This window comes from Mesorhizobium sp. M0106 (assembly GCF_040322715.1).
GTDB lineage: Bacteria > Pseudomonadota > Alphaproteobacteria > Rhizobiales > Rhizobiaceae > Mesorhizobium.
In genome coordinates this window covers 66,468-89,427 of the sequence record NZ_JAMYUA010000023.1, presented here as the reverse complement: position 1 = coordinate 89,427, position 22,960 = coordinate 66,468, and the positions used below count along the sequence as shown (strand labels likewise).

The following is a 22,960-nucleotide window of genomic DNA, read 5'->3' as shown; positions in this document are numbered from 1 at the left end:
ACCAAACATCGAGGGACCCGTAAATGAGCGACTGGGTCGAGGCCTGTGACGCCGAGGACATCGACGAAGAGGACGTGATGCGCTTCGACCATGGCGGCCGCACCTTTGCCATCTATCGCAGCCCCGACGACGAGTATTTCGCCACCGACGGGCTTTGCACGCATGAGAAGGTGCATCTGGCCGACGGGCTGGTGATGGACGATATCATCGAATGCCCGAAGCATAATGGCCGCTTCAACTACAAGACAGGGGCTGCCAGGGGCGCGCCGGTCTGCGTCGATCTCAGGACCTATCCGGTCAAGGTCGACGCCGGCAAAGTCCTTGTCCGGATCGGTTGATGATGACGAAGGATATGGTCATCATTGGCGCCGGCGAATGCGGCGGGCGCGCCGCCCTTGCGCTGCGCGAGCTCGGCTTTAATGGACCGGTGACGCTGGTCGGCGACGAGCCGCATCTGCCCTATGAGCGCCCGCCGCTGTCGAAAGACGCGATGGTTGCCGACGCGCCCCTGCTCAAAGCAATCGCCACCGACGCGATCCTGGCCGAAAGATCGATCAGGCATATCCATTCGGTTCAGGCGGTGGCGATCGACCGCGCGGCGCATGTCGTGCGCCTCTCGGACGGTTCCGTCCTGGCCTACGACAAGCTCCTGCTGGCGACCGGTTCGGTGCCGCGCAAGCTGCCGATGCCGGGCCTTGGCGGGCGCTGCGTCTACCTCCGGACCTTCAACGACGCGCTGGCCATTCGCGCCCATCTCAGCGCCGGAAATCGCATCGCCATCATTGGCGGCGGCTTCATCGGGCTTGAGCTTGCCGCGGCGGCACGCAGACTGGGTGCGGCGGTCACAGTTATCGAGGCGCAGCCGCGCATCTTGATGCGCGGCGTGCCGGCCGAGATCGCTGAGGTCATCCATCAGGCGCATGTAGCCGAAGGCGTGAAAATCCTGTGCGGCGAGGGCATCGCCGCCATTGCCGATGATGGCGCCGAAGTGCGCATCGCGCTCGCCGGTGGACACGACATTGTCGCCGATCTTGCCGTGATCGGCATCGGCGCCGTGCCGGTGACCGGACTTGCCGCGGAGGCGGGGCTGACCGTCGACAATGGTGTCGCCGTCGACGCCGAGCTTCGCACTAGCGACCGGGATATCTTTGCCGCCGGCGATTGCTGTTCGTTTCCGCTCGCCATCTATGGCGGCCGGCGCGTGCGGCTCGAAGCTTGGCGCAATGCACAGGAGCAGGGCGCGCTCGCCGCAAGGAATATGCTTGGCGCCGGCGAGTCCCATGCGGCGGTGCCGTGGTTCTGGTCGGATCAGTACGGCCTGACCTTGCAGATCGCCGGCCTGTCGGACGAAGGCCGCAGCATCGTGCGCCGCGACCTCGGCGACGGCGCCTTCATCCTGTTCCACCTCGCCGAGGACGGCAGGCTGGTTGCGGCAAGCGGCATCGGCCCCGGCAACGCGGTCGCCCGCGACATAAGGCTGGCCGAGATGCTGATTGCAAAGCAGGCAAGGCCGGCGCCGGAATCGCTAGTCTCGCAGGCGGTCAAATTAAAATCGCTGCTGGCGGCTTGATCCGCCGCGTGGATAGTTGACCGAACGCGTTCGGCTAAAACAGCGCTTTCAGCTCCGGCAGCTTGTCGTTGACCAGCCAGCCATAGTAATTTTCCTCGGGCAGCTTTTCCGGCTCGCCCGCAGCGCGGCGCTTGTCGTTCTCGGCTTTCAGCGCATAGGCGCGCTGTTCGGGATTGCCGACATTGTAGAGCGTCGACGTGATGCCGGGATTGCCTGAGATGTCGAAGCCGGCAATGCTTTTATAGGCGTTGATCGACTTCCTTATCGTCGCCGCGACATAAGGCAGTGTCAGGTCAGGGTCCATGATCGTCTTGTAGACCGCATTGGGGTCGCCGACGTCGAGTTCCGGCAGGCCGGAAACCTTGTGCACGAGGTCGCTCATCTGCAGTGCCGTCAGCGGATTGAGCTGGCCAATGCCAAAAGTCTGGCCGGCATAATAAGGCTGGAAGAAAGTGGCGCCGAAGCGATCGTTGGGAAAGCTCTCGCCGTTGACGGTTTTGCCGCGGAACGACCGGTTCCACACCTGTTCGCGGCACTCCCACAGATCGTAGCTGTCGGACTTCCCTGCGCATTTCGCAAATTGCGGCCGTTGCACGAAATCGGTGATGTCCTCGCCATCATAGCCAAAGGAGAGCTTGCTCGACAGATACGAGATCGCCTTGACGTAATAGGTCTGCAGCCGGTCATAGGCATCGACATTATAGGTATGCTCGCCGACGATGGCTCCAACGATATGCATTGGGTCGATGTCATAGGCCGCGGCTGCCTGCTTGATCTTGCCGCGCAGCTCGGCATCGTTCTGGAGCAGCGCAAAGACTTTGCGGTATTTCGCCTGGAAGGTGGTGTTGGTCGCCTGGGTGCGCCGGCTCGAAGCGCCCGGTATGTCGGGCTGCTCGGTGTTGCGGTTGCCCGGCGGCACCATCGTTGCCGCTTGCGCGGCGAACATGGCTGCCGCCAGCGTCAGCCCCAAAATGACGAGGATCAGTTTTTTCATGCGCCGCCGCCCAAATAGTCGCCGGCAAACTAGGTAATGCTCCACCGGGAGTCGAGAGACGCCTGCACCCGACGGGACGAAAGCTTGCCGGATGCTTCCATTTGGCCACACATCGGGAATGCTGGGCCAAATTGGGGAGGCCGGGAGCAATTCCCCGACCCTCTTCGAGAATGAAGCGTCTCCTACAGGATGAAACGCGACAAGTCCGTGTTTCTGGAGAGGTCGCCGACATGCTTCTCGACATAGGCGGCATCGATGGTCACCGAGGTGCCGTTGCGGTCCGGCGCGTCATAGGAGATATCGTCCAGCACCCGTTCCATCACCGTCTGCAGCCGCCTGGCGCCGATATTCTCGACGCTGGCGTTAAGGTCCACGGCGATGCCGGCCAACGAATCGATCGCGTCATCGGTGAAGACCAGATCGACGCCTTCGGTCTTCATCAGCGCGATATACTGCTTGATCAGGCTGGCTTCGGTCTCGGTGAGGATGCGGACGAAATCGTCCTTCTCCAGCGCCCGCAGCTCGACACGGATCGGCAGGCGGCCCTGCAATTCCGGCAGCAGATCGGATGGCTTGGCGACGTGGAACGCACCTGAAGCGATGAACAGGATGTGGTCGGTCTTCACCGGTCCGTATTTGGTCGCAACCGTGGTGCCTTCGACCAGCGGCAGCAGGTCGCGCTGCACACCTTCACGCGAAACACCGGCACCGATGCCGCCTTCGCGCGAGGCGATCTTGTCGATCTCGTCAAGGAAGACAATGCCGTCATTCTCGGTCGATTCGAGTGCCCTGCGCACCACTTCGTCCTGATCGAGCAGCTTGTCGGACTCGTCGCTGATCAATAGCCCGTAGGACTCCTTGACGGTCGTCTTGCGCAACTTGGTCTTCTTGCCGCCCATCGCTTTCGACAGCATATCGTTGATGTTGAGCACGCCGATATTGGCGCCCGGCATGCCGGGGATCTCGAAGCCGGGCATGCCGCCATTGCCGGTATCGGCCACTTCGATCTCAATCTCCTTGTCGTCGAGCTCGCCGTCGCGCAGCTTCTTGCGGAAACTGTCACGGGTGGCCGGGCTCGCCGTCTTGCCGACGAGCGCTTCGAGCACCCGTTCCTCGGCGTTGATGTGGGCACGCGCCTTGACGTCCTCGCGCATCTTCTCGCGAACCAGCCCGATGGCGATCTCGACCAGGTCGCGGATGATCTGCTCGACATCGCGGCCGACATAACCGACCTCGGTGAACTTGGTGGCTTCGACCTTAACGAAAGGCGCACCGGCAAGGCGTGCCAGGCGGCGCGAAATCTCGGTCTTGCCGACGCCGGTCGGGCCGATCATCAGGATATTCTTCGGCATCACCTCTTCGCGCATCTGGCCCTCGAGCTGCTGGCGGCGCCAGCGGTTGCGCAAGGCAATCGCAACGGCACGCTTGGCGTCTTTCTGGCCGATGATGAAGCGGTCGAGTTCCGAAACGATTTCGCGAGGAGAGAAGGTGCTCATGTCACTAAATTCCACTTTGCCACTGCCGAATGGACTCGAACGGATGCAGCAGCATGATCACGTTGAGTGTCAGATTGTCCCGGATGAGATAGCCGACACCGAATTCGAAGATGAGGGCGAGGGTTACGACCACCCATATAGGAAGCCTTCGCGCCATGACAAACCCCAGCACCATGGCCAGCGTGTCTGACACCGAATTGATGATGCTGTCGCCATAATAGTCGAGCGAGATCGTGCCGGCGCGATAGCGATCGATGATGAAAGGGCTGTTCTCGAGCAGCTCCCAGCCGCCCTCTATAACCACCGCAAAGGCCAGCCTGAGCCCGATCGGCGAGCGCGGGAAAAGGAACCACGCCAGCGCATAGAACAGGAAACCGTGAATGATGTGCGAGAAGCTGTACCAGTCGGAAATATGCTGGGAATTCTCCGAGCTCTGCACGATGCCGTGCCACAGTTTGACATAGCCGCAGGTACAGATCGGCGTCCGCCCCATGCCGTAAAGGACCCCGGCCTGGAAGATGACCAGGCCGAGAACCAGCAGAAGCCCCATTCGCCAGCTGTCTTCGTAGGCCGAGACGGTTTTGTCGCTGGATACACTCATGCTGCTATTGCCCCTCTTTTGCGTCACCCTGTCCGGCATCACCCTCTGGGGCATCAATCGCCATCAGCACGGCATCGCCATATTCCGACTTCCTGCGATCGATAGCCGTGAAACCGGCCTTTTCATAGGCACGAATAGCTCGTGCATTGGCGGGGTCCGGGTCGATGATGACGCGCGGCGTACCTTCCTCGAAAAGCTGCTCGACGAACTGCCGGACGATCGCCGAGCCGTGGCCGACCCCGACAAGCTCCGGCACGCCGATCGACAGATCGATGCCGAGCGTGCCGAACGGCTGGTCGCTATAGGGATGGCCGTCCTCCAGATGCGGATCGTAGCTCTGCAAATAGCCGATGGGCTTTCCGTCGAGCTCGATAATCAGCGGCTCGACCGAAATGCTGTCGATGTGCTCGCGGATCTCCGCGATCTCGGTCTCTGGGTCGCTCCACCATTCGGCGACATGCGGCTCGGCAAGCCAGCCGGCGATCATCGGCAGGTCCCTCTGGGTCACCGGCCGAAAACCATAGCGGAGGCTCCGCTCAGGCGGCATCGAGGGTTTCGACGACGAAGTTGTTGTTGGTGTAGACGCAAATGTCTGACGCGATCTGCATCGCCTTGCGGGCGATCTCCTCTGCGCCCTTGTCGCTGTCCACCAGCGCGCGTGCCGCTGCCAGCGCGTAGTTGCCGCCGGAGCCGATGGCCATGACGCCAAATTCGGGCTCCAGCACGTCGCCGGTGCCGGTCAACGCCAGCGACACCGACTTGTCGGCCACCAGCATCATTGCTTCCAGCCGGCGCAAATAACGGTCGGTGCGCCAGTCCTTGGCGAGCTCGACGCAGGCGCGTGTCAGCTGGTCGGGATATTGTTCGAGCTTGGCTTCGAGCCGCTCCAGCAGCGTGAAGGCATCGGCGGTGGCGCCGGCGAAGCCGGCAATGACGTTGCCGCCCTTGCCGATGCGGCGCACCTTCTTGGCGTTGCCCTTCATGATGGTCTGGCCGAGGCTGACCTGGCCGTCGCCGGCGATCACCACCTTGCCGCCCTTGCGCACGGTCAGGATGGTCGTGGCATGCATGGTCAGTTCATTCGACATTTTCTGCTCCGATCAGCACCGATCCCATCGAGGCGATCGGCGCGTTACGAGTGACTTGATCGGCCATATGTATGCATAGGCCGGATGATTGCAAACCGGCCATCTGCCGGGCCGGACTGTGCTCCGCATCGGTAACTGGCAATCGCCGGATCATGCTGCTAGAAGGCTTTCGTTTTCAGGCATGTGAACGCCTGAATCGTGCAAAATCTGAGACAAGGATGAGGTCATGGCGCCCCGTTCCGCCGAGATAAGCCGCAAGACCAGGGAAACCGACATCGCCGTGTCGGTTCAGGTCGACGGCTCGGGCAAATCCGACATTTCGACGGGCGTCGGCTTCTTCGACCATATGCTGGACCAGTTGTCGAGCCATTCGCTGATCGACATGACCGTGAAGGCCAAGGGCGACCTGCACATAGACGACCACCACTCGGTCGAGGATACGGGCATCGCGCTCGGCCAGGCGCTGGCCAAGGCGTTGGGCGAGCGGCGCGGCATCATGCGCTACGCCTCGATCGATCTCGCCATGGACGAGACACTGACGCGGGCGGCAATCGATGTCTCCGGCCGGCCTTTTCTGGTCTGGAATGTTTCGTTCTCGTCGCCGAAGATCGGTACGTTCGATACCGAGCTGGTGCGCGAATTCTTCCACGCGCTGGCGCAGAATGCCGGCATCACGCTTCATGTCACCAATCATTACGGCGCCAACAACCACCACATCGCCGAGACCTGCTTCAAGGCCGTGGCGCGTGTGTTGCGTTCGGCGCTTGAGCGCGACCCGCGCCAGCCGGACGCGGTTCCCTCCACCAAGGGATCCCTGAAAGGATAGCGTCATGGCCATCTATGTCGTGATGAAGCCGCCAGGCCGCAGCGAAAGCGTGGACACTACCTTTATCCGTGACGGCTTTGCCTGGCTCGGCTTCCTGGTGCCGCCGCTGTGGCTGGCCTGGCACCGGCTGTGGGTCGAGGCGGCATTGGCGTTTGTCGCCATGGGCCTGCTCTCGATGCTAGGCGAAAGGCTGGACCTGGAAACAACCGGCTCGCTTTTATCCCTGCTTGTCATGCTCTTTGTCGGACTGGAAGGGCAGGGCTTGCGGATCGCAGCCCTGCGCCGTCGCGGCTGGCATGAATGGGGCGTGGTCGAGGCCGACAGGCTCGACGACGCAGACCTCCGCTATGCATTGGAAGCCGATGCTCAGTCGGATGAACAACCGACGGTGCAACGCATCGTCCCAGACGCAGCACATGCCCGGTCGGCGCAGATGGGCCTGGCGCTGGGGCTGAACCATATTCCGGGAAAGCCCTGAGATGAGGGTAGCGATCATCGATTACGGGTCGGGCAATCTGCGCTCGGCCACCAAGGCCTTCGAGCGTGCCGCGCATGAAGCCGGTATTGCCGCCGCGATCGAACTCACCGCCGATGCCGAGCGGGTCAGGACCGCCGACCGCATCGTCCTGCCCGGCGTCGGTGCCTATGCCGATTGCGCCGCTGGACTGCGTGCGGTCGCCGGCATGTGGGAAGCGGTCGAGGAGGTGGCGATCGCCAAGGCTCGGCCGTTCCTCGGCATCTGCGTCGGCATGCAGCTGATGTCGGAGCGAGGCCTGGAAAAGACCGTCACAAAGGGCTTTGGCTGGGTCGCCGGCGACGTCAAGGAGATCACGCCGGCCGATCCGACACTGAAGATCCCGCAGATCGGCTGGAACACGATTGACCTGAAGCGCAAGCATCCGCTGTTTTCCGGCATTGCGACGGGTGGCAAGGGACTGCATGCCTATTTCGTCCACTCCTACCATCTCGATGCACGGAAGGAGGATGAGGTGCTGGCGGTTGCCGACTATGGCGGCCCGGTAACGGCCGCTGTCGCTCGCGACAACCTCGCCGGAACGCAATTCCACCCCGAGAAGAGCCAGGCGCTGGGCCTGGCGCTGATCACCAATTTCCTAGGCTGGAGGCCCTGAACCATGAGCAAGAAGGGCTATTGGATGGCAATGGTCGATGTCCACGATCCCGAGATCTACAAGCAGTACATCGAGGCCAATGCCGCGGCTTTCGCGAAATACGGCGCGAAGTTCCCGGTGCGCGCCGGGCGGTACACCAGCCCGGAAAGACCGGCAGGCAATCGCCACGTGCTGGTGGAATTCGAATCCTATGAAAAGGCGCTGGAATGCTACGGCTCGCCTGAATACCAGGAAGCCTTGAAGTACAGGCTCGCCGGCTCGACCGGCCACTTTGTCATCGTCGAAGGCGCCTGAAGGTGGTTCTGTTTCCGGCGATAGACCTCAAGGACGGCAAATGCGTGCGCCTCCGGCACGGCGACATGGCGACCGCGACGATCTACAATGAAGATCCCGCCGCTCAGGCGCGCGCCTTCGAAGAGCAGGGCTTCGAATGGCTGCACGTCGTCGACCTCAACGGCGCCTTCAAGGGCCAGAGCGTCAACAGTGCCGCGGTCGGCGCCATCCTGAAGGCGACGAGCAATCCGGTGCAGCTCGGCGGCGGCATCCGCACCCTGGCGCAGATCGAGGACTGGCTCGACCGTGGGCTGGCCCGCGTCATTCTTGGCACCGTGGCGGTCCGCGATCCGGATCTGGTCAGGCAGGCCTGCAAGGCATTCCCGGGCAAGATCGCTGTCGGCATCGACGCCAAGGGCGGTAAGGTCGCGGTCGAAGGCTGGGCTGAGGCCTCGAGCCTCGGCGTCATTGAACTGGCGAGGAAATTCGAAGGTGCCGGCGTCGCCGCCATCATCTACACCGATATCGACCGCGACGGTGTGCTGACTGGCATCAACTGGGACGCCACCATCGATCTCGCCGACGCGGTGTCGATCCCGGTTATCGCCTCGGGCGGGCTCGCCTCGATCGCCGACATCGTGCGCATGACCATGCCCGATGCCCGCAAGCTCGAAGGCGCGATCTCCGGCCGCGCCCTCTACGACGGCCGCATCGACCCGGCCGAGGCATTGGCGATCCTGCGTGGCAAACCGATGGCAGGGTGTGAAACGTGAAGGTCTCGATTATCGTTGCTCCCTACGACAGCGGGCACTATCACGAAGGGTGCGGCCAGGGGCCGGACGCCATCGTCGGCGGTGGGCTGGTCGAAGCCCTGACCGTGGCTGGCCATGACGTCGCCGTCGAAGATATCGGCAAGGTCGGAGACGAGCAGGGGCGCGAAATTGCAACCGGCTTCGCCGTCTGCAACGCCGTCGCGACCAAGGTTAACCTCGCCCGCGATGGAGGACGCTTCCCCATTATCCTTGCTGGAAATTGCCTGACCGCCGCCGGTGCGGTTGCCGGCGAAGCGGCGGATTCGATCATCTGGATCGACCAGCATGGCGATCTCAACACGCCGGAGACGTCGGCCTACGGCTTTCTCGACAGCATGGCGCTGGCGGCGACGCTCGGGCTCTGCTGGCATCCGATGGCGGCAGCAATTCCGGGGTTCCGGCCGATAGACCCGGCGCGCTGCATGCTGGTCGATGCCCGCGACCTCGATCCCGACGAAAAGCGACTGCTGGAAACTTTGCCGATCGTGCGCACCGAATGTGCCGGTGCACTCGATATGATCGGAAAGCTCACGGCGACAGGGACTGTGCGGGCGCATCTGCATCTCGACCTGGATGTCCTCGATCCGGATGTGCTGCAGGTGAACCGCTACGCGCACCCGGGCGGCCCGAGTCCGGAACAGCTGCGGCAGCTCGCCTGCGGACTGGCCAGGTCAATCCCAATCGTCGGCGTGACGCTCTCGGCCTACGACCCGGCCTTTGATTCCCAGTCCGAAGTTCCGCCCGTCGTCGGCCAGCTGCTTGTCGACTTTCTTGCGGCGATCGAGAGGATCTGATGCTGAAAGCCCGCGTCATCCCCTGTCTCGACGTCAAGAACGGCCGTGTCGTCAAGGGCGTTAATTTCGTCGACCTGGTCGATGCCGGCGATCCCGTCGAAGCGGCAAAAGCCTATGACGCGGCCGGCGCCGACGAGCTCTGCTTTCTCGACATCACCGCCTCGTCGGAAAACCGCGAGACCATTTTCGATGTCATCGCCCGCACCGCCGAACAATGTTTCATGCCGCTGACCGTTGGCGGTGGCGTCCGTCAGGTCGCCGACATCAGGAAGCTGCTACTGGCCGGCGCCGACAAGGTGTCGATCAACACGGCGGCGGTGAAGACCCCAAATTTTGTCGCCGAGGCTGCCGACAAATTCGGCAACCAGTGCATCGTCGTCGCCATCGATGCCAAGAAAGTGTCCGCTGCGGGCGAGGCTGATCGCTGGGAGATATTCACCCATGGCGGCCGCGAGAAGACCGGCATCGACGCCGTCGAGTTCGCTCGGCGAGTGGTCGACCTCGGCGCCGGCGAGATCCTGCTGACATCGATGGACCGCGACGGCACCAAGGCCGGCTACGACATAGCCCTTACCCGCGCGGTCGCCGATGCCGTACGCGTGCCGGTCATCGCTTCCGGTGGCGTCGGCACGCTCGACCACCTTGTCGAAGGCATTCGCGACGGCCATGCCGGCGCGGTGCTGGCGGCGTCGATCTTCCATTTCGGCACCTACAGCATCGCCGAAGCCAAGCTGCACATGGCTCAGGCCGGACTGCCGATGCGGCTGGACTCGCCGGGTAATCGGTCCTAGAGCCTTTCCGGCTAAGAAGAGGCTGTAAACGCCGTCATGACCGAGTTCTCGCTCTCCGATCTGGAGAAGATTATTGGCGAACGCGCACGTTCCGGCGATCCGGATTCGTGGACGGCCAAGCTCTTTCAGCGTGGCATGAGCAAGGCAGCGCAGAAACTCGGCGAAGAGGCAGTCGAAACGGTGATCGCAGCCGTCAGCGCCGACCGGGACGCGCTTGTTTCGGAAAGCGCCGATCTCATCTATCATTGGCTTGTCGTTCTTGGCGTAGCGGGCATTCCGCTGAGCGATGTGCTCAACGAGCTTGAACGCCGCACCGGTCGTTCGGGCATCGCCGAAAAGGCGTCTCGGCTGGACCGGGGCTGATCGCTGCGGAGGAACTCGATGGACCAGCTCGCTCCTACCGAGAAGTATTCACCCTATCGTTTCTTCTCGGCCGAGCAATGGTCGCGGTTCCGCGCCGATACGCCGATGACGCTCACCGAGGACGAGGTCCGTCGTCTGCGGTCGCTGAACGATCCGGTCGATCTCCACGAGGTCGAGCGCATCTATCTTTCGATGTCGCGGCTGTTGTCGGCTCATGTCGAAGCCAGTCAACTCCTGTTCAGGCAGCGCCAGGCCTTCTTCAACGCGCTGGACGCGGCCAAGACACCGTTCATCATCGGCATTGCCGGTTCCGTCGCGGTCGGCAAATCGACCACGGCGCGCGTGCTGAAGGAGCTGCTGGCGCGCTGGCCGTCGAGTCCCAAGGTCGACCTGGTCACCACCGACGGTTTCCTGCTGCCGAACGAAGTCCTGCGCCGCAACAATCTGATGGAGCGCAAGGGCTTTCCGGACAGCTACGACGTCGGCGCGCTGCTGCGCTTCCTGTCCGGCATCAAATCGGCGCAGCGCAACGTCCGCGCGCCGGTCTATTCGCACCTGACCTATGACGTCATCCCGGGCGAGTTCCAGACCATCGACCGGCCGGACATCCTGATCTTCGAGGGCATAAACGTCCTGCAGCCGGGCAAGCTGCCGAAGGATGGCAAGATCGTGCCTTTCCTGTCGGATTTCTTCGACTTTGCCATCTACATCGATGCCGAGGAGGCGCTGATCCATCACTGGTATATCGCCCGCTTCATGCGGTTGCGCGAAACCGCCTTCCGCGACCCGGCCTCCTTCTTTCACCGCTATTCGCAACTTTCCGAAGATGCGGCCCGCGCCATCGCCGAGGGCCTGTGGACCAACATCAACCTGAAGAATCTGCGCGAGAATATATTGCCGACCCGCGCCCGAGCCGATCTCATCCTGCGCAAGGGCGCCAACCATCTGGTCGAGGAAGTGGCGCTCAGGAAACTGTGAAATCCCGGGACATTCCTTAAAGTCATCTTAACCCAGTCTTTCTATTGTCGGGCCTGATCTGCAGGCTCGGCAAACAAATGAATGCGCCATTCCTAAACATCGATCGGCCGGCATCTGACCGCATCGCACGTCCGGGCAGCGGCGGCGCAACGATTGCCTTGATCGTGCCTGTCCACAATGAGGAAGGCGCAATTGCTCCATTCCTGAAGGCGGTATGCGAAAGCACCGCGCTGCTGAAGGACAAAGGCGTTGCCCTCGAGTTCATCTTCGTCAACGACGGCAGCAGCGATACGACGCTCGAAAAGCTGATCGAAGCCCAACAAACCGATCCACGCATCCACGTAATCGACCTTTCACGCAATTTCGGCAAGGAAGCCGCGATGACCGCGGGGCTCGACAGCTGCGATGCCGATGCAGCGATCCCGATGGATGTCGATATGCAGGATCCGCCGCATGTCATTCCGCTGCTTGTGGAAAAGTGGCGCGAGGGTTTTGAGGTTGTTCTGGCCAAGCGAGCCAATCGGTCGAGCGACAGCTTTCTCAAGCAGCGCTCCGCCTCGATGTTCTACCGCGTTCACAACTGGATCGCGCAGCAGAAGATCCCGCACGATGTCGGCGACTTCCGTTTGATCGACCGCCAGGTCATCCAGGCGCTGCGGTCTTTGCCCGAACGCCGTCGTTTCATGAAGGGCCTGTTCGCCTGGGTCGGGTTCCGTACCGCAAGCGTCGAATATGTCCGCGATCAGCGCATCGCCGGCCAGTCGAAATTCTCCGGCTGGAAGCTGTGGAACTTCGCGCTCGAAGGCATCACCAGCTTCTCCACCGCTCCGCTTGAAATCTGGACCTATGTCGGCGCGACGATTTCCGCGCTGTCGTTCCTCTACGGCCTGCTGATCGTCGCCAAGACAATGATCTTTGGCGTTGATGTGCCCGGCTACGCCTCCCTGCTGGTCAGTGTTCTTTTCCTTGGCGGCATCCAGTTACTCGGCATCGGCATCATCGGACAATACCTCGGCAGGGTCTACGCCGAGATCAAGCAGCGTCCGATCTATATCGTGCGCCGCAAATATGAGGGAGTGAGCTGATGGAGATCGACGCTTACCGACAGATGGCCGCCACCGAAGACGAGCATTGGTGGTTCTGCGGGCGTCGCGCCATCGCCGAGGCGGTCATTCGCAGCATCGGCCTGCCTGAAAACGCGCGCATCGTAGAGATCGGCGCCGGCACCGGCGGCAACATCCGGATGCTGGAGCAGTTCGGCGCAGTGACGGCAGTCGAGATGAGCGATCTCGCGCGCAGGATTGCCTGGGAAAAGACCGGCCGCGACTTCCTCGCCGGCCATCTGCCGGACAACATTCCTGTCGCGCCGCAAAGCTGCGACCTCGTCTGCCTGTTCGACGTGCTGGAGCATGTCGCCGAAGACGAGGCGTCGCTTGCCGCGATCCGCCAAGTGCTGAAACCGGGCGGCAGTGTCGTCCTCACTGTGCCCGCACACCAATGGCTGTGGAGCACGCATGATGTGGGGCTGCATCATATGCGGCGCTATTCACGCAATCTGCTGCGTGAACGAATCGAAAGGGCCGGTTTCGCGATCGACCGGCTGAGCTACACAAATGCCGCGCTCTTCCCGGTAGCGGCGCTGGCACGACTGGTGGACAGGTTGCGCAAGTCGGCCTTGCCAGCCGGCCATGCCACGCCGCCAAAACCACTGAATGCAGCGATGAAGGCAGTGTTTTCGGCGGAAGGCCGCATCATACCAAATGCAAACCTGCCCTTCGGGGTTTCGCTGCTGGCGGTATTCCGCAAGAACAGCGCCGTCGAAACCGCTCGCCCCGACGAGAACTTGGCAGCTTGACCGCGTCATGGGCACCGGCTCGTATCGTCGACTATCGCGCTTTGCGCTGATTGGCATTGCGTCGACGCTGATCTACGCCGTTTGCGCTTTCCTGCTGTCGCGTGGACAGGCGACGGCGGCCCTGCCGGCGGCGCTCACATCGTTTGCGGCCTACGCCGTCGCCGCGCTGTTCTCCTACACCGGGCATAAATATTTCACCTTCACCTCGGGCGGCAGCCACGCGATGGAACTGCCCCGCTTCCTCCTGCTCACCGCTTCCGGCCTCGCCGTCGCGATCGCCCTGCCGGCGCTTTTGACCCAGATGCTCGGCATCCCCGCCGCAGTCCCGATCCTGCTTACCTGCATTGCCGTGCCGGTCATCAACTATGTCGTCCTCGGGCGCTGGGTGTTTCGTGGTCTCTAGCGCGCGACCCCTCAATGAACTGCTGCCCGGCGCCAACCGCTTCTCGCCCTTTGCGGGCGTAGCGGGTGCTCCGTTGCTGCTGGCCTGCCTGGTCGTCACATACGCCGTCTGGCTATCCACCGTTGCAATCCCGACCAATGTCGACGTGTCATGGCTTCTGGTCGTCTGCGACCGCCTGCTTGGCGGAGAGCGGCTCAACACCGACATCGTGGAGACCAACCCACCTTTCTCGATCTGGCTCTACATGCCATTCATGCTCCTGGAAAAGCTCACCGGCATACGTGCGGAATTCTGGCTGACGCTTGGCGTCGTTTGCCTGAGCCTGGCCAGTCTTTTCGGTTCCGTCCGTATTCTCGCGCGCGATGAACCGGTCTACTGGCAGCCCCATGCGCTGTGGGCGGCAGCGGCGGCCCTGTTTTTGATCCTGTGTTTCATGCCGGATCAATTCGGCCAACGCGAGCACTTCGCATTGATTGCCATTCTGCCTTGGGTGGCGTTGCAATGCACACGTCAGCGGAACCTGGATTTCAGCGCGGGCTCGCGCCTGGAGCACATGGTCGCGGGTTTCGGCGCGGCGGTCGTGGTCATGGTCAAGCCGCCCTATTTTGTGCTGGCCTTCATGTTGCCGTCGGTCTGTCTTGCGCTTGAAAGGCGGTCGCTGAGACCGCTCTTCGTCGCAGAGAACCTGGTGGGCGCTGCGATCGTGGCCGCCTATATCGCGTCCATCGCGCTCTTCGACCGCGCTTACGTCGGCGACGTCCTGCCCTTGGTCAGGGAGGTCTATCTTCCGTTGAGGGCCTCTGCCGCCGATATGCTGGCGAACTGGCCGAAAGTGGTGCTGCTTCTGGCCGCCGCCACCGTGCTTGCCGCCGGCGGCCTGAGAAAGACGAACTGGGACGTCAGGATTCCGCTCCTGACCGCCCTGGGGTTCATTCCGGCCTTCATCGTCATGGGCAAGGGTTGGCCCAATCACGCGCTGCCGATGGTCGTTGTTGCGACACTTGCATTTGGTATCCAGCTTGTGCGGTTCGGCACATTCGGCAGTGCAGGCTTCGTTCGCAAGGCCGCCCTGATCTTCGGCTGCGTGCTGGTGCTGCAAATAGCGGTCAGGGCACAGTACGCGGCGCTGACGACGGATAACGGCCCGATCGCCCGGTCTGTCGCCGCAATCCGCGCAACGGTCGAAACCCCGACCGTCATGTCGATTGCCGACCAGATGCAGGTTGCCCATCCCCTCGCCAGGCTGGTCGGCGGCAGGTTCATATCACGCCATCCGAGCGCCTGGGCGGTCTCCAACGCGGACACGCTCGCCCGCGTCACCGGCGATCTCGAACGGAGACCGGAACTTGAAAGCATCCGCGATCGGGTGATCGGCGAAAACGCCGCCGAGATATCAGCGAAGAAGCCCGATATCGTGCTGTCAGGCTCGCCGGCGTGGACTGCCCTGATGCTGCAGGACAAGCGGATCGCGGCAGCCTTGGCCGACTATCGTCTGCTGCACGCCGAGCCGGAAATCGCTGTCTATCTGCGTTACACGGCGCCCGCGCCGCTCCAAACCGATTGAGCAGAGGCTTCCAGAAAACCATGGCACGGCTGGATCCAATCGCTCCGCTGGACGACATATGGCTCGATCTCGAGAGCCTCGGTGCAACAGCATGAGTGTCTCGAACGACATTGGCGGCTTGAGCCGCTGGCGCGACCGGGATATTGCGGCGTCGCTGCTTCCTAGCCGCAATGTCCTGGCCATTGCCGCAGTCACCGTCTTCTCGATCTTCTGGCAGCGACGTTGGGGGACTGTTCCCGACACTAGCTGGCTGATCACGGTCTGCGAGCGTATGCTGTCCGGTGAGCGGCTCTACTCGCAAATCTACGAGACCAATCCCCCATTCAGCGTCTGGCTCTATCTGCCGCCGGTGGCTGCGGCCAGATGGCTGGGCACCGCGCCGGAAATCCTGGTTGAAGCCTGGACATACCTTGCCGTGCTTATCGGACTTTCGCTCTCGGGCGTGATCGTCAAGCGTGCGGGTTTCACCGAAACTGCATCATTGTTTGCACTGGGGCCAGCGTTTTGCGCAATGTTGGTGGTCTTCCCCGGAAATGCCTTCAGCGAGCGGGAGCATATCGGCATGGCACTTTTCATGCCGCTGCTTGCGCTTCATGCCTGGCGCGCGCGCAGAGATGCAGCTGCCCAACCAGACCCCGGGCTCGCCGTACTCGCCGGCCTGTCGGGCAGCATTCTGCTGCTGGTCAAGCCCTACTATGCGATCATGGTGTTGGCGCCGGCGCTGGTCGTTGCAGTGCGCCGGCGCAGTCTGAAATCGATCTTCGCCCTGGAACACTGGGTCATTGGCGGCATCTGCGTTGTCTATCTCGGCACCGTCACGCTGATCCATCCGGAATTCGTGCGCGACATCTATCCCCTCTTGGCGGACGTTTATGCAAAGATCGGCATCTTTTGGCCGATTGTGATCGGCTACGGTTTCTCGTGGTGTTTCCTTGTCTTCCTGATCTGGTGGCTGTGGCCTGCCAAGCGATTTCCAGAGCTGGCGGCGGTAGCGTTGGCGGCATCGATCGCTGGCATGTTTCCCCTGTTCTACCAAGCCAAAGGCTGGTCTTATCATGCCTATCCCGCGATCTTTTGCGCTGTGGCAGCCATTTTCTGCCTGTTGGCACTGCCCAGGATCGTGCAGCGGCCGTCGAAGCTGTTGACGTTCGTGACGGCTCCTTCGCGAGCTTGGGCATTGGCGGCGGTGGCAATCGCTTTCTTGCCGTACTGGAGCACCCAGAAACCAGGGCCGGCGCTGGTTGCCGCAATTCGCGCCGCCACCGATCGGCCGACCGTAGCGTTGGTCAGTTCGGATATTTCCTCGGGACATCCGTTGAACCGTATGATCGATGGGCAGTTCGTTTCGACCCACGTCAGCGATTGGCTTGGAGCGTTCGCACTTTCCCTGTCCCGGCAGGCATCTCTCTCGGGTGACACCGCCGAAGCCATGCGTTACCGAGCCATCATGGCGCGCTACGTCGAAAGCAAACGCGAAGAGTTCGTGCGTCTGCGCCCGGATATCGTCGTCTTCAAGAAAAACAACACGATGTGGACAAGCCAACTGATGGGGCGTTTTGGCTTTGACGCCATCCTGGCGCACTACCGCATTCTTATCGAGGACGAGACCGAGCGCATCTATCTGCGCGACGATTATGTCCGCCCGGGCCGCCGGCCACCTGAACAGCCTATTTCGGCATCGTCACCCGTCGCAGCGTCAGATTGATGCGGCCGCCACTCCTGAGCAATGCCGAGGTCGACGGGTAGATACGGTCGACGCCGTGAAAGCAGAGCCGCCCTTCGCCGCCAAGCACGACGACGTCGCCGCTCCTCAGCCTGAACGATTTGGTGGCGCCGTCGCGCGTCGTCTGGCCGACCCGGAACAGGCAATCGTCGCCGAGCGACACCGAGACGACGGGCGCGGAGAAATCGCTCTCGTCGCAGTCCTGGTGAAGACCCATCTTGGCATCCTGCGAATAGAAATTGACCAGGCAGGCTTCCGGCGGGTGCGCATAGGCAGATACATCCCGCCACAGTTCGAGCAGCATCTCCGGGATCGGCGGCCAAGGCCTTCCGGTCACCGGATGGGTCGGCTGGTAGCGATAGCCGTGCTCCTTGTCGGTGACCCAGCCCAGCGGACCGCAATTGGTCATGCGCACGCTCATCTCCTTGCCGGTACGCGGCATCGCCGGCACGAACAGCGGCGCCTTCTGCACGATCTGCCGGATATCTTCAACCAGCACTTCCTGCATGGCGCGCGACAGGTAGCCGGGCATATGGCGGACGCCTTTGGGCAGTACGAGCATCGCGTCGCTTAATCCGTTGGTCTGGAGAAATCAGAATGCCACCGTCAAATGAAAACGGCGACCCGAAAGCCGCCTCCGACGGTGGCTGCGCGCTTTAACCGGCGATCTGAGATCCGAAGCCGCTTCGGCTGTCACTCATCCCCGACCCGGCCGCGCAGTTTCTTGATCGAGCCGCGCCCGGCCTTGCTCTTGAGCCGTCTTTCGACCGCGCCTTTGGACGGCCTGGTCTTCTTGCGCGGCGGTGGTGGTGGTTCGGCGGCCTTGGCGACCAGTGCCGTCAGCCGCGCCCGGGCGTCCGCCCGGTTCTGCTCCTGGGTGCGGAAGCGTCCGGCTTCAATGACGATGACGCCGTCCTTGGTGGCGCGCTGGCCGGCAAGCTTGATGGTCCGTTCGCGCACCCGCTCCGACAGGCCAGCCGCATTGGCGGCATCGAAGCGCAATTGCACTGCCGTCGCCACCTTGTTGACGTTCTGGCCGCCCGGGCCGGACGAACGGATGAAGTCCTCGTGCAGGTCGCCCGGATTAATCACCGCATCGTCGGTAATGATGATCTTGTCGTCGGCGTTCATGCCGCACTCATGGCGCGGCAGGCGAAAAAAGAAAAGGCCCGATCGAAGCCGGGCCTTGAAGCATCACCAGGGGCGACGGCTATTCAGCCGCTACCTGCATGCGTGGTGCGGCGCCGAGCACCGTGGCGTCGACATGGGCTTCGAATTTCTCGAAATTGTCGACGAACATGCCGACCAGCCTTGCCGCCTGCCGGTCGTAGGCGGGCTTGTCGATCCAGGTCGATCTAGGGTCGAGAATGGCGCGGTCGACGCCGGCAACCGTCACCGGTACGTCGAAACCGAAATTGGCGTCGGTGCGGAAGTCGGCCGCTTTTAGCGAGCCGTCGAGCGCCGCCGCAAGCAGCGCCCGTGTTGCTTTGATCGGCATTCGTTTGCCGGTGCCGTAGGCGCCGCCGGTCCAGCCGGTGTTGACCAGCCAGCAATCGACGCCGTGGCGGGCGATGAGCTCGCGCAGCAGATTGCCATATTCCGACGGATGCCGCGGCATGAACGGTGCGCCGAAGCATGTCGAAAATGTCGCTTCGGGTTCCGTAACGCCCTTCTCGGTCCCCGCCACCTTGGCGGTATAGCCGGAGAGGAAATGGTACATGGCCTGCGCCGGGGTCAGCCGCGCGATCGGCGGCATCACACCGAATGCGTCGGCGGTCAGCATGATGATGTTCTTCGGGTGGCTGGCGCGCCCCGTCTTGCTGGCATTGGGGATGAAGTGGAGCGGATAGGCGCAGCGTGTGTTTTCGGTCAGCCCGCCATCGTCGAAATCCGGCACGCGGCCTGCGTCGAGCGCCACATTCTCCAGCACCGTGCCGAAGCGCTGGGTGGTGGCGAAGATCTCCGGCTCGGCTTCGGCCGAAAGCTTGATCGTCTTGGCATAGCAGCCGCCCTCGAAATTGAAGATGCCGTGCGGTCCCCAGCCATGCTCGTCGTCGCCGACCAGCGTGCGCGACGGGTCGGCCGACAACGTCGTCTTGCCGGTCCCGGAAAGGCCGAAGAAAACGGCCGCGTCGCCGACGGGCCCTTCATTGGCCGAGCAGTGCATCGGCATCACACCCTTTGCCGGGAGCAGATAGTTGAGTACGGTGAACACCGACTTCTTCATCTCACCGGCATACGAGGTACCGCCGATCAACACGATCATGTGCGAAAGATCGACGGCAATCACCGTTTCGCCGCGCGTGCCGTGGCGGGCGGGATCGGCGCGGAACGACGGCAGGTCGATGATCGTCAAATCGGGCATGAAATGCTCGAGTTCGGCGGCGGCCGGTCGGATGAGCAGATTGCGGATGAACAAGGAGTGCCAGGCAAGCTCCGTGATCACCCTGGTCGGCAGCTTCAGTTCCTCGTCGGCGCCGCCGACCAGGTCCTGCACATAAAGATCCTTTCCGGCCGCGTGGGCGCGAAAATCGGCAAGCAGCGTATCGAACTGGATCGGCGAAATCGCTTTGTTGTTGTCCCACCATATATGCGGCGCGGTGCTTTCGTCGCGCACCACGAATTTGTCCCTGGGCGAGCGGCCGGTGTGCTGCCCGGTCTCGGCGGCAAGCGCGCCATGCGCGGTGAGTCGGGCCTCGCCACGGCGGATTGCCTCCTCGTAGAGCGCGGCCGCGCCGAAATTATAGCGCACCACCCCCGTGGTTCTCAGGCCGATGCGATCGATTGCACATGCAGGATTGCGTTTGCCGGCTTCCGACATGGGTGTCCCTTCTTCGATTTACCGCGTCTTTACCGGCGAATTCCGGAACCCCCATTGCAGGAGCTAAAAACGTCAAAACCAGAAAAGGCGAATGATATCAAATCATTAATCGATTTAAATATTTTGAAAGTTGTTTAAATCGTTTATATGTGCAAAAACACTGATGGTTGCCCAAGGATTGGCGATGTTCATTCGTCCAATCCATATCGAGGTACAATTGTGGCCGTCGACATGCCGCGCGTGACAGCGGATACAGCCTGTGCCACATTTTGTACCTAATTTGTCCTGCAAAAGCCCCTTCTCGACGAAAGAAGGGACAGCTCATGAGGGAGCCGCTTGAAATGGCAACAATCGCGCTTGTCGACGACGATCGCAACATTCTGACTTCGGTTTCGATCGCCCTCGAATCCGAGGGTTATCGGGTCGAAACCTACACGGATGGGGCATCGGCGCTGGAGGGACTGGCGGCGCGCCCGCCGAACCTCGCCATCCTCGACATCAAGATGCCGCGCATGGACGGCATGGAGTTGCTGCGCCGGATGCGTCAGAAATCCGACCTGCCGGTAATCTTCCTGACCTCCAAGGACGATGAGATCGATGAACTGTTCGGCCTCAAGATGGGCGCCGACGACTTCATCCGCAAACCCTTCTCGCAGCGTCTTCTGGTGGAGCGCGTCCGCGCCGTGCTGCGCCGCGCCAGCACCCGCGAGGCGGCGGCCAAGGCGCCCAACCAGCAGGCCCGGTCGCTTGAGCGCGGCCAGCTTGTCATGGACCAGGAGCGCCACACCTGCACCTGGAAGGGCGAGCCGGTGACGCTTACCGTCACCGAGTTCCTCATCCTGCATTCGCTGGCACAGCGTCCGGGGGTCGTAAAAAGCCGTGATGCGCTGATGGATTCGGCTTATGATGAGCAGGTCTATGTCGATGACCGCACCATCGACAGTCACATCAAGCGGCTGCGCAAAAAGTTCAAGGCCGTTGATGATGACTTCGAAATGATCGAAACCCTTTACGGAGTCGGATATCGGTTCCGCGAAGCTTGAGTCGAGCGGGAGCTGCTATTCGATGGCAGTGCAAGTAGAGCGAGTGAGACGGTCGGGCGCCGCCAGGCGCCCGCCGCGGATTCTGCCCGCCTTCGTGTCGAAAATTACGGTGCCGATGCGCCGGTTTCTCGGCCATCACATCTTTTCCAGCCTGACGCGGCGTATCCTCTTTCTCAACCTTGCCGGCCTTGCCGTCCTGGTCACCGGCATTCTCTATCTCAATACCTTTCGCGACGGGCTGATCGACGCCCGTGTCGAGAGCCTGATGACTCAAGGCGAGATCATCGCCGGCGCGATCGCCGCCTCGGCGACGGTCGAGACCGATTCGATCAGCATCGATCCGGAGAAGCTGCTCGAGTTGCAGGCCGGCGAAAGCCTCGGCCCGGGCTCCGATCAGCTCGACAATCTCGATTTCCCGATCAATCCGGAGCGCGTGGCGCCGGTGCTCAGGCGCTTGATCTCGCCGACGCGCACACGCGCCCGCATTTACGACCGTGACGCCAACCTGCTGCTCGATTCCCGCCATCTCTATTCGCGCGGCCAGATCCTTCGCTACGACCTGCCGCCGGTCGAAGAGGAGCAGCCGGACCTTCTGGAGCGCATCCAGAAATTCGTCTTCGATTTCTTCCGCAACAAGCAGCTGCCCGTCTATCGCGAGCAGCCGGGCGGCAACGGTGCCGCGTTTCCGGAAGTGGTCAAGGCGCTTACCGGCAGTCCGTCGACGATCGTGCGGATATCGGAGCAGGGCGAGCAGATCGTTTCCGTGGCGGTGCCGATCCAGCGCTTCCGTGCCGTTCTCGGCGTGCTGATGCTGTCGACCGAAGGCGGCGACATCGACAAGATCGTCGCGGCCGAGCGCAAGGCGATCCTGCGCGTGTTCGGCATTGCCGCCCTGGTTACCGCCATCCTGTCGATGCTGCTGGCCTCCACTATCGCCAACCCGCTGCGCCGGCTTTCCGCGGCGGCGGTCAGGGTTCGCCGCGGCGTCAAGAACCGCGAGGAAATCCCCGACTTCTCCGACCGCCAGGACGAGATCGGCAATCTGTCGATCGCCGTGCGCGACATGACCAATGCGCTCTACGCCCGCATCGAGGCGATCGAAAGTTTTGCCGCGGATGTCTCGCACGAGTTGAAGAACCCGCTTACCTCGCTGCGCAGCGCGGTGGAGACATTGCCGCTGGCCAGGAACGACAATTCGCGCAGCCGGCTGATGGATATCATCCAGCACGATGTGAGGCGGCTTGACCGTCTCATCACCGATATTTCCGATGCCTCCCGTCTCGATGCCGAGCTGGCGCGGGAAGATGCGGGAACCGTCGACCTCAAGAAGTTCATCACCGATCTGGTCGCCGTCTCGCGCGAGGCCACGCGCAACAAGAAGGCGGTCGAGATCGAATTCAAGGTCGCCAAACTGCCACAGGGCGTGAAAGGCTACTTCGTCGTCGGTCATGACCTGAGGATCGGCCAGGTGATCACCAACCTGATCGAGAATGCCCGCTCGTTCGTTCCCGAGGAACGTGGCCACATCACCATATCGCTGGCGCGCGCCGGCAAGTTCAACATCGTCACCATCGACGACAATGGACCCGGTATCCGTGCCGATAACATCGACCGCATTTTCGAGCGGTTCTATACCGATCGGCCGGCCGGCGAGGCGTTCGGTCAGAACTCGGGCCTTGGCCTGTCGATATCCAGGCAGATCGTTGAAGCCCATGGCGGCACGCTGAGCGCCGAGAACATCCCGGGCACCAAGCCTGGCGAGATCAAGGGCGCGCGCTTCGTGGTGACGCTGCCGGCGGAAGGCTGACGGATGAATTCCAATCACGCCTGGTCCT

The 22,960-nt window shown here is 62.2% G+C and carries 26 protein-coding genes; 18 read left to right on the top strand and 8 right to left on the bottom strand.

Translation table 11 applies throughout. The annotated features are described in order from the left end of the window. Window positions 1–23 precede the first annotated feature (23 nt). A complete protein-coding gene (locus NKJ55_RS21865; RefSeq protein WP_023677524.1) occupies window positions 24–338 on the top strand; it encodes a MocE family 2Fe-2S type ferredoxin in 315 nt (104 codons plus the stop codon). 2 nt (window positions 339–340) lie between these two features. Further along, complete coding sequence (locus tag NKJ55_RS21860) at window positions 341–1,570, top strand: NAD(P)/FAD-dependent oxidoreductase (RefSeq protein WP_352451679.1); 1,230 nt, start codon at window positions 341–343, stop codon at window positions 1,568–1,570. 34 nt (window positions 1,571–1,604) lie between these two features. Here NKJ55_RS21860 and NKJ55_RS21855 read toward each other — a convergent pair whose 3' ends face one another. From NKJ55_RS21855 to hslV, 5 genes are all read right to left on the bottom strand, one after another. Beyond that, entirely contained in the window at window positions 1,605–2,564 is a 960-nt protein-coding gene (locus tag NKJ55_RS21855; RefSeq protein ID WP_352451671.1) for a DUF1402 family protein, read from the bottom strand. A gap of 182 nt (window positions 2,565–2,746) precedes the next feature. Continuing rightward, window positions 2,747–4,060, bottom strand: coding sequence for an ATP-dependent protease ATPase subunit HslU (gene hslU / locus NKJ55_RS21850; RefSeq protein ID WP_254815924.1), 1,314 nt, complete (start codon window positions 4,058–4,060; stop codon window positions 2,747–2,749). 4 nt (window positions 4,061–4,064) lie between these two features. Next, complete coding sequence (locus NKJ55_RS21845) at window positions 4,065–4,661, bottom strand: DUF2585 domain-containing protein (RefSeq protein WP_352451670.1); 597 nt, start codon at window positions 4,659–4,661, stop codon at window positions 4,065–4,067. Between the two features lie 4 nt (window positions 4,662–4,665). Further along, complete coding sequence (locus tag NKJ55_RS21840; protein ID WP_352451669.1) at window positions 4,666–5,208, bottom strand: GNAT family N-acetyltransferase; 543 nt, start codon at window positions 5,206–5,208, stop codon at window positions 4,666–4,668. After that, window positions 5,198–5,749, bottom strand: a complete 552-nt coding sequence (hslV, locus tag NKJ55_RS21835) for an ATP-dependent protease subunit HslV (protein WP_023677530.1) — start codon at window positions 5,747–5,749, stop codon at window positions 5,198–5,200. The genes NKJ55_RS21840 and hslV overlap by 11 nt, the downstream gene beginning before the upstream one ends. Window positions 5,750–5,975: 226 nt before the next feature. On the opposite strand from hslV, the gene hisB reads away from it, so the two are divergent. The 14 genes from hisB to NKJ55_RS21765 all read left to right on the top strand — a co-directional run bounded on the left by hisB (window position 5,976) and on the right by NKJ55_RS21765 (window position 17,243). Beyond that, a complete protein-coding gene (gene hisB / locus NKJ55_RS21830; RefSeq protein WP_352451668.1) occupies window positions 5,976–6,575 on the top strand; it encodes an imidazoleglycerol-phosphate dehydratase HisB in 600 nt (199 codons plus the stop codon). A gap of 4 nt (window positions 6,576–6,579) precedes the next feature. Continuing rightward, the gene (locus NKJ55_RS21825; protein WP_352451667.1) at window positions 6,580–7,053 is read left to right on the top strand and encodes a DUF2628 domain-containing protein; all 474 of its coding nucleotides are present in this window, start codon (window positions 6,580–6,582) and stop codon (window positions 7,051–7,053) included. Between the two features lies 1 nt (window position 7,054). Beyond that, on the top strand, window positions 7,055–7,705 hold the full coding sequence (gene hisH, locus NKJ55_RS21820; protein ID WP_023677533.1) for an imidazole glycerol phosphate synthase subunit HisH: 651 nt from the start codon (window positions 7,055–7,057) through the stop codon (window positions 7,703–7,705). Between the two features lie 3 nt (window positions 7,706–7,708). Continuing rightward, window positions 7,709–7,999 (top strand): DUF1330 domain-containing protein, encoded by a 291-nt coding sequence (locus NKJ55_RS21815; RefSeq protein ID WP_352451666.1) that lies wholly within the window; start codon window positions 7,709–7,711, stop codon window positions 7,997–7,999. Between the two features lie 2 nt (window positions 8,000–8,001). Continuing rightward, window positions 8,002–8,751 carry a 1-(5-phosphoribosyl)-5-[(5-phosphoribosylamino)methylideneamino]imidazole-4-carboxamide isomerase gene (hisA, locus tag NKJ55_RS21810; protein WP_352451665.1) on the top strand — a complete coding sequence of 250 codons (750 nt, stop codon included), beginning with the start codon at window positions 8,002–8,004 and terminating at the stop codon, window positions 8,749–8,751. Beyond that, window positions 8,748–9,584 carry an arginase family protein gene (locus NKJ55_RS21805; protein WP_352451664.1) on the top strand — a complete coding sequence of 279 codons (837 nt, stop codon included), beginning with the start codon at window positions 8,748–8,750 and terminating at the stop codon, window positions 9,582–9,584. Before hisA ends, NKJ55_RS21805 begins: the two co-directional genes overlap by 4 nt. Beyond that, window positions 9,581–10,375, top strand: coding sequence for an imidazole glycerol phosphate synthase subunit HisF (hisF, locus tag NKJ55_RS21800; RefSeq protein ID WP_352451678.1), 795 nt, complete (start codon window positions 9,581–9,583; stop codon window positions 10,373–10,375). The genes NKJ55_RS21805 and hisF overlap by 4 nt, the downstream gene beginning before the upstream one ends. A gap of 36 nt (window positions 10,376–10,411) precedes the next feature. Continuing rightward, window positions 10,412–10,738 carry a phosphoribosyl-ATP diphosphatase gene (locus NKJ55_RS21795; RefSeq protein ID WP_352451663.1) on the top strand — a complete coding sequence of 109 codons (327 nt, stop codon included), beginning with the start codon at window positions 10,412–10,414 and terminating at the stop codon, window positions 10,736–10,738. Window positions 10,739–10,756: 18 nt separating this feature from the next. After that, the gene (coaA, locus tag NKJ55_RS21790; protein ID WP_352451662.1) at window positions 10,757–11,716 is read left to right on the top strand and encodes a type I pantothenate kinase; all 960 of its coding nucleotides are present in this window, start codon (window positions 10,757–10,759) and stop codon (window positions 11,714–11,716) included. A gap of 77 nt (window positions 11,717–11,793) precedes the next feature. After that, a complete protein-coding gene (locus NKJ55_RS21785) occupies window positions 11,794–12,801 on the top strand; it encodes a glycosyltransferase family 2 protein (protein ID WP_352451661.1) in 1,008 nt (335 codons plus the stop codon). Then, window positions 12,801–13,571, top strand: a complete 771-nt coding sequence (locus tag NKJ55_RS21780) for a class I SAM-dependent methyltransferase (RefSeq protein WP_352451660.1) — start codon at window positions 12,801–12,803, stop codon at window positions 13,569–13,571. The genes NKJ55_RS21785 and NKJ55_RS21780 overlap by 1 nt, the downstream gene beginning before the upstream one ends. A gap of 7 nt (window positions 13,572–13,578) precedes the next feature. After that, window positions 13,579–13,974, top strand: a complete 396-nt coding sequence (locus NKJ55_RS21775) for a GtrA family protein (RefSeq protein ID WP_352451659.1) — start codon at window positions 13,579–13,581, stop codon at window positions 13,972–13,974. Continuing rightward, window positions 13,964–15,538, top strand: coding sequence for a hypothetical protein (locus tag NKJ55_RS21770; RefSeq protein ID WP_352451658.1), 1,575 nt, complete (start codon window positions 13,964–13,966; stop codon window positions 15,536–15,538). The genes NKJ55_RS21775 and NKJ55_RS21770 overlap by 11 nt, the downstream gene beginning before the upstream one ends. A 91-nt stretch (window positions 15,539–15,629) precedes the next feature. Continuing rightward, complete coding sequence (locus NKJ55_RS21765) at window positions 15,630–17,243, top strand: hypothetical protein (protein WP_352451657.1); 1,614 nt, start codon at window positions 15,630–15,632, stop codon at window positions 17,241–17,243. On the opposite strand, the gene NKJ55_RS21760 is transcribed toward NKJ55_RS21765, so the two are convergent. The 3 genes from NKJ55_RS21760 to NKJ55_RS21750 form a co-directional block, all read right to left on the bottom strand. After that, the gene (locus NKJ55_RS21760) at window positions 17,206–17,823 is read right to left on the bottom strand and encodes an alpha-ketoglutarate-dependent dioxygenase AlkB family protein (protein ID WP_352451656.1); all 618 of its coding nucleotides are present in this window, start codon (window positions 17,821–17,823) and stop codon (window positions 17,206–17,208) included. The genes NKJ55_RS21765 and NKJ55_RS21760 overlap by 38 nt on opposite strands. Window positions 17,824–17,954: 131 nt before the next feature. Further along, on the bottom strand, window positions 17,955–18,392 hold the full coding sequence (arfB, locus tag NKJ55_RS21755; protein WP_023677545.1) for an alternative ribosome rescue aminoacyl-tRNA hydrolase ArfB: 438 nt from the start codon (window positions 18,390–18,392) through the stop codon (window positions 17,955–17,957). A gap of 79 nt (window positions 18,393–18,471) precedes the next feature. Next, window positions 18,472–20,082, bottom strand: coding sequence for a phosphoenolpyruvate carboxykinase (locus NKJ55_RS21750; RefSeq protein WP_352451655.1), 1,611 nt, complete (start codon window positions 20,080–20,082; stop codon window positions 18,472–18,474). 341 nt (window positions 20,083–20,423) lie between these two features. Here NKJ55_RS21750 and NKJ55_RS21745 point away from each other — a divergent pair, with 341 nt between their 5' ends. Continuing rightward, window positions 20,424–21,125 (top strand): response regulator transcription factor, encoded by a 702-nt coding sequence (locus NKJ55_RS21745; protein WP_023677547.1) that lies wholly within the window; start codon window positions 20,424–20,426, stop codon window positions 21,123–21,125. Window positions 21,126–21,147: 22 nt separating this feature from the next. Further along, window positions 21,148–22,932 carry a sensor histidine kinase gene (locus tag NKJ55_RS21740; protein ID WP_023677548.1) on the top strand — a complete coding sequence of 595 codons (1,785 nt, stop codon included), beginning with the start codon at window positions 21,148–21,150 and terminating at the stop codon, window positions 22,930–22,932. The last annotated feature ends 28 nt before the right edge of the window (window positions 22,933–22,960 follow it).